The sequence below is a fragment of the Streptomyces sp. UNOB3_S3 genome (assembly GCF_020740895.1).
Lineage (GTDB): Bacteria > Actinomycetota > Actinomycetes > Streptomycetales > Streptomycetaceae > Streptomyces.
Map to the genome: position 1 here is coordinate 1 of NZ_JAILXP010000450.1, position 5,368 is coordinate 5,368.

At 73.9% G+C, this 5,368-nt stretch carries 7 protein-coding genes; 1 reads left to right on the forward strand and 6 read right to left on the reverse strand.

Features of this window, described 5'->3' with window-relative positions:
* The 3 genes from K6I33_RS31400 to K6I33_RS31410 form a co-directional block, all read right to left on the reverse strand.
* The coding region (locus K6I33_RS31400; protein WP_229357944.1) for an NAD kinase at positions 1 to 799 on the reverse strand (799 nt) is incomplete at its 3' end.
* On the reverse strand, positions 796 to 1,602 hold the full coding sequence (locus K6I33_RS31405) for a TlyA family RNA methyltransferase (protein ID WP_229357949.1): 807 nt from the start codon (positions 1,600 to 1,602) through the stop codon (positions 796 to 798). The genes K6I33_RS31400 and K6I33_RS31405, both read right to left, overlap by 4 nt.
* Before the next feature lie 13 nt (positions 1,603 to 1,615).
* Positions 1,616 to 1,951 carry a hypothetical protein gene (locus K6I33_RS31410; RefSeq protein ID WP_229357945.1) on the reverse strand — a complete coding sequence of 112 codons (336 nt, stop codon included), beginning with the start codon at positions 1,949 to 1,951 and terminating at the stop codon, positions 1,616 to 1,618.
* A gap of 79 nt (positions 1,952 to 2,030) precedes the next feature.
* Here K6I33_RS31410 and K6I33_RS31415 point away from each other — a divergent pair, with 79 nt between their 5' ends.
* The gene (locus K6I33_RS31415) at positions 2,031 to 2,378 is read left to right on the forward strand and encodes a sterol-binding protein (RefSeq protein ID WP_229357946.1); all 348 of its coding nucleotides are present in this window, start codon (positions 2,031 to 2,033) and stop codon (positions 2,376 to 2,378) included.
* On the opposite strand, the gene K6I33_RS31420 is transcribed toward K6I33_RS31415, so the two are convergent.
* Genes K6I33_RS31420 through K6I33_RS31430 form a run of 3 tightly spaced genes read right to left on the reverse strand, consistent with a single transcriptional unit; the run spans position 2,326 to position 5,320 of the window.
* A complete protein-coding gene (locus K6I33_RS31420; protein WP_229357947.1) occupies positions 2,326 to 3,174 on the reverse strand; it encodes an ABC transporter ATP-binding protein in 849 nt (282 codons plus the stop codon). The two genes, K6I33_RS31415 and K6I33_RS31420, sit on opposite strands and share 53 nt — an antisense overlap.
* 29 nt (positions 3,175 to 3,203) lie before the next feature.
* Positions 3,204 to 4,280, reverse strand: coding sequence for an iron chelate uptake ABC transporter family permease subunit (locus K6I33_RS31425; protein WP_229357948.1), 1,077 nt, complete (start codon positions 4,278 to 4,280; stop codon positions 3,204 to 3,206).
* Positions 4,277 to 5,320 carry an iron ABC transporter permease gene (locus K6I33_RS31430; protein ID WP_229357950.1) on the reverse strand — a complete coding sequence of 348 codons (1,044 nt, stop codon included), beginning with the start codon at positions 5,318 to 5,320 and terminating at the stop codon, positions 4,277 to 4,279. Before K6I33_RS31430 ends, K6I33_RS31425 begins: the two co-directional genes overlap by 4 nt.
* Between the last annotated feature and the right edge of the window lie 48 nt (positions 5,321 to 5,368).

Sequence of the window (5,368 nt, forward strand, 5' to 3'; positions counted from 1 at the left end):
GCCGTACCTCCACCCGCGCCCCCGCCGGCAGGTCCACGCTCCGCCGCCCGTCGCACCACAGCACCCCGTTCGGCGTCTGCGGCTGCACCTCCACCGCCAGCACCGAGTCCGGCGCGGTGACCAGCGGCTTCGCGAACAACGCATGGGCACTGATCGGCACCATCAGCAGCGCCTCGACCTCGGGCCACACCACGGGCCCACCCGCCGAGAAGGCATAGGCGGTCGACCCGGTGGGCGTGGCGCACACGACCCCGTCCCCGCCGAAACGGGAAACCGGCCGCCCGTCCACCTCCGTCACGACCTCCAGCAGCCGCTCCCGCGCCGCCTTCTCCACCGACGCCTCGTTCAGCGCCCAGTCGGTGTGCACGACACGCCCGTCCGTACGGACCAGCACATCGAGGGTCATCCGCTCCTCGACCTCATAGGCGCACGTGACCACCCGGTCGACGACCTTGTCGAGATCGTCCCGCTCGGCCTCCGCCAGGAAGCCGACCCGCCCGAGGTTGACGCCCAGCATGGGCACCCCGGAGCTGCGCGCGAACTCCGCGCCGCGCAGCAGCGTGCCGTCGCCGCCAAGCACGACCAGCAGCTCACAGCCCGCCAGGACGTCGCCGCAGCCCGGCCCCGCCTCGACGCGCTCGACTGCGGCCGGCAGCGGCAGGTCCGCGGCCTCCTCGGCGAGCACCCGCACGCCGATTCCGCAGCGCAACAGCCCCTGAACCACAAGCTCCGCGCTGCGGATCGCCGCCGGGCGACCGGTGTGGGCGAGCAGAAAAACGGTACGTCCTGAAGTGGTCAACGGGGCCCCTCCGCCACTGCACGGTCAACGTCCGCCGGGTCCAGTTGAGGCGCACCGGCGCGCAGCCACAGAAAGTACTCGACATTGCCGGACGGCCCGGGCAGCGGGCTCGCGGTAACCCCGAGTACGCCGAGTCCCAGCTCGGCCGCGCGCGCGGCGACCGCGCGCACCGCCTCGGCCCGCAGGGCGGCGCTGCGCACCACACCACCGGCGCCGAGGCGTTCCTTGCCGACCTCGAACTGCGGCTTGACCATCAGGACCAGGTCCGCGTCGGGCGCGGAGCAGCGCACGAGCGCGGGCAGCACCAGCCCGAGCGGAATGAAGGACAGATCGCCCACGACAAGATCGACGGGCTGGTCGTCGATCTGCTCCAGCGTCAATTCGCGTACGTTCGTGCGGTCCTTCACGGTGACGCGCTCGTCGCTCTGGAGGGACCAGGCGAGCTGTCCGTAGCCGACGTCGACGGCGACGACGTGGGCGGCGCCGGCCCGCAGCAGCACGTCCGTGAAGCCGCCGGTGGAGGCGCCCGCGTCCAGCGCGCGGCGGCCCTCGACCTTCAGGCCGAGCGGTGTGAAGGCGGCGAGGGCGCCGGCGAGCTTGTGCCCGCCGCGCGAGACGTAGTCCGGGTCGCTGTCGTCCTGGGTGACGACGACGGCGGCGGCGGTCTCCACCTGGGTGGCGGCCTTGGTCGCCGTCGTCCCTCCGACGGTCACCCGGCCGGCGGCGATCAGCTGGCTCGCGTGCTCGCGAGAACGGGCCAGCTTGCGGCGCACCAGCTCCGCGTCGAGTCGGCGGCGGGTCACTGCCACGTGCGGTTCAGCTCCTGTTGTCGTACGGACGTGCGGGGCCGGGCGGTGGCCCCGGGGGCCGGTCGAGCGCGCCGAGCGCGTCACGCAGCCCCTGGTGTACATCCTCGTACACCGCCAGGTGTCCGCTCGCGTCGAGGTGGTCGGCGTCCGCGAGCCGGGCCAGGTGCGCGTCCACGCCGGGGTCGCCGGTGGGGGTGCGCCCGACGCCGAGGGGCTCGGGCTCCAGGGGCTCCTGAAGCCCCTGGGCTTCGGAGGGGCCCTGGGCCTCCTGGGAGCCCTGGGGCTCCGGAGCGTCCTGAGGCTCCGGTGGCTGTGGTGTCGGGTCGGTCCCGGGGTCGGTCATGGTTCCGACGCTACCCGGTCGCGGGTGTTACTCCCGCGTTCCCGTGCGTTCCCGGCCGCCTGGGGTACCGTCCAAGGCGATGGCGACGATCGATGAGTGCCTCGGCGCACTCGACCGGCTGGCGGAGAACCTCGCGGGCGCGAGCGGCGAGCTCCGGTCCGCCGCCGCGCCCGACCGCTCGCTCAGCTGTCATGTCACGGATCTCGACGTCACCTTCGTGGGCCACCTCCGGGACGGCCACCTCAAGGAGGTGCGGACCGTCGAGGGCGTCCCGGAGCGGCGGGCGGAGATCGCGCTGGAGATGACCGGGGACGATCTGGTGGCCCTGGTCGACGGACGGCTGAACTTCGCCCGTGCCTGGGCCAGTGGCCGGGTCAGGCTGAAGGCGGGCCTGCGGGACGTGCTGCGGCTGCGCTCGATCCTCTGACGGTGGCACCGGCAGGCCGCCGCGCCGCCGGGACGACGAGCGGAGTGCCGGTCTGCGGGTCGTCGATGACCTGGCAGCGCAGCCCGAAGACCCGCTCCACGAGCTCGGCCGTCACGATGTCGCCGGGCGCCCCCTCGGCGACGACGCGCCCGTCGCGCATGGCGATCAGGTGGGTGGCGTAGCGAGCGGCGTGGTTGAGGTCGTGGAGGACGGCCACGAGGGTGCGGCCCTGGTTCTCGTGGAGCTCGGCGCACAGGTCGAGGATCTCGATCTGGTGCTGGATGTCGAGGAAGGTCGTGGGCTCGTCGAGGAGCAGCAGCGGGGTGCGCTGGGCGAGGGCCATGGCGATCCACACGCGCTGGCGCTGGCCGCCGGAGAGTTCGTCGACGTACCGGTCGGCGAGGGCGGCCACGCCGGTGGCGGCCATCGACTCCTGGACGATCCGCTCGTCCTCGGGCGACCACTGCCGCAGCAGCCCCTGGTGGGGGTGGCGGCCGCGGGCGACGAGGTCGGCGACGGTGATGCCGTCGGGCGCGACCGAGGACTGCGGCAGCAGGCCGAGCGTACGGGCGACCTTGCGGGCCGGGTACGAGCCGATGGCGGCGCCGTCGAGCAGCACGGATCCGGCCCGCGGCTTGAGCATCCGGGACAGGGCGCGCAGCAGGGTGGACTTGCCGCAGGCGTTGGGGCCGACGATGACGGTGAAGGAGTTGTCGGGGACGGCGACGGAGAGGTTCTCCGCGATGACCCGCCCGTCGTAGGCGAGGGTGACGGATTCGGCCGACAGCCGGCTCATGGGGTTCTCTCCGTTGTGTTGGTACGTGCTCATATCCGTCCCGCCCGGCGCTCGGTGTGGAGCAGCCACAGCAGATAGCAGCCGCCGAGCATGCCGGTGAGGGCGCCGACGGGCAGTTGGTCCGCGCCGAAGAGGCGTTGCGAGGCCCAGTCGGCGGTGACCAGCAGGGCCGCGCCGGTGCAGGCGGCGGCGGTGAGGTTGGGGCCGGGTGAGCGGGTGAGGCGCCGGGCCAGCTGGGGCGCGGCGAGGGCGACGAAGGAGATGGGGCCGGCGGCGGCCGTGGCGGCGGCGGTGAGCAGGACGGCGGCGCCCATGGTGACGAGCCGGGTCCGTTCGACGGGCACGCCGAGCGCGTAGGCGGAGTCGTCGCCCATCTCCAGCATGCGCAGGCTCCGCCCGTGGCCGAGGACGGCGGGGACGAGCACGGCGCAGACGGCGAGCAGGGGCCACACCTGGCTCCAGTCGCGGCCGTTGAGGGAGCCGACCATCCAGACGGTGGCGCGGGCGGCGTCGGTGAGGTTGGCCTTGGTGAGCAGATAGCCGATGACGGCGACGAGGACGGCGGACATGGCGATGCCGACGAGGACGAACCGGTGGCCGTGCACGCCGCGCTGCCAGGCGAGGGCGTAGATCGCGGCGCCGGAGAGCAGTCCGCCGGCGACGGCTCCGGCGGCGACGGCCGTGGGGCCGCCGTGGAGGAGGACGATGACGGTGAGCGCGCCCACGGAGGAGCCCTGGCCGAGGCCGATCACGTCGGGGCTGCCCAGCGGGTTGCGGGAGACGGACTGGAAGACGGCGCCGGCCAGTCCGAGGGCGGTGCCGACCAGGAGGCCGACCAGGACGCGCGGCAGCCGCAGGTCGTGGACGATGAACTCCTGCGCTGCGGTCCCGCCGCCCGTGAGGGTGCGCAGGACGTCGGCGAAGGACATGGGGTAGTCGCCGGTGCCGATGAGGGCGACGGAGGCGGCGAGCGCGACGGCCAGCAGCAGGGGCACGACGAGCGCGGCGCGCGGCTCGACGCGTAGGGAGAGACCGCCGCGAGTGCGCAGGACCGGCACGCGCCGAGGGGCTCGTACGTCGTGGAGGGACGTGGGGGCGTCGTTCACAGCTGGGCCATCCTCCGGCGGCGCACGAGGTGGATGAAGACGGGCCCGCCGATCAGCGCGGTGACGATGCCGGCCTGGAGTTCGGAGGGGCGGGTGAGGACCCGGCCGGCGATGTCCGAGCCGAGGAGCAGCACGGGCGCGAGGACGGCCGCGTACGGCAGGACCCAGCGCAGGTCGGGGCCGGTGAAGGAGCGGACGACGTGCGGCACCATCAGGCCGATGAAGACGATCGGCCCGCAGGCGGCGGTCGCCGCGCCGCACAGGAGGGTGACGGTGAGCAGGGCGAGGACGCGGGTCGCGGTCAGCCGGGTGCCCAGGGCGCGGGCCTGGTCGTCGCCGAGGGCCATGGCGTTGAGCGGCCGTGCCAGCAGCAGGGCGAGCGCGATGCCGACGAGGACGAAGGGGGCGACCTGCCGGACGACGCCGTCGTTGGCGGAGGCCAGGGAGCCGACCGTCCAGAAGCGCATCCGGTCCAGGGCGGCGGTGTCCATCAGCTGCACCGCGTAGACGTAGCCGTTGAGCGCGGCCGTCACGGCGGTGCCGGCGAGGGCGAGGCGTACGGGCGTGGCGCCCCGGCTGCCGCCCAGCGCGTAGACCACGACGGAGACGGCGGCGGCGCCCAGGAAGGCGAACCACACATAGCCGGTCAGCGAGGTGACGCCGAGGAAGCTGACGCCGGAGACGACGGCGGCCGCGGCGCCGGCGTTGATGCCGAACAGGCCGGGGTCGGCGAGGGGGTTGCGGGTGAGGGCCTGCATCACCGTGCCGGCGAGGCCGAGTCCGGCGCCGACGAGCAGCCCGAGGAGGGTGCGGGGGACGCGGACGTCCCGGACGACCACGTCGGTGTCGTCGCCGGTGTAGTGGAACAGCCCGTGCCAGACCTGGTCGACGGGGATCTGCTTGGCGCCGACGGCCAGGGACGCGACGACGACCAGCAGGAGCACACCCACCGAGACGAGCAGCCCGGCCAGGCGCCGGGCGCCTCTCCTCGGGGCCACGGCTTCGGGGGCGGCGGTGCTTCGTGGGGAACTGTCGACCAACACCCGGTTAGGTTAGCCTACCCTCACATCCCCCGATCCCATGGAGAG

Bases quoted from the DNA above. Each gene is read 5' to 3' on its own strand.
- K6I33_RS31415 (WP_229357946.1), top strand. From the start codon at position 2,031: ATGGCGACGATCGATGAGTGCCTCGGCGCACTCGACCGGCTGGCGGAG.
- K6I33_RS31410 (WP_229357945.1), bottom strand. From the start codon at position 1,951: ATGACCGACCCCGGGACCGACCCGACACCACAGCCACCGGAGCCTCAG.
- K6I33_RS31420 (WP_229357947.1), bottom strand. From the start codon at position 3,174: ATGAGCCGGCTGTCGGCCGAATCCGTCACCCTCGCCTACGACGGGCGG.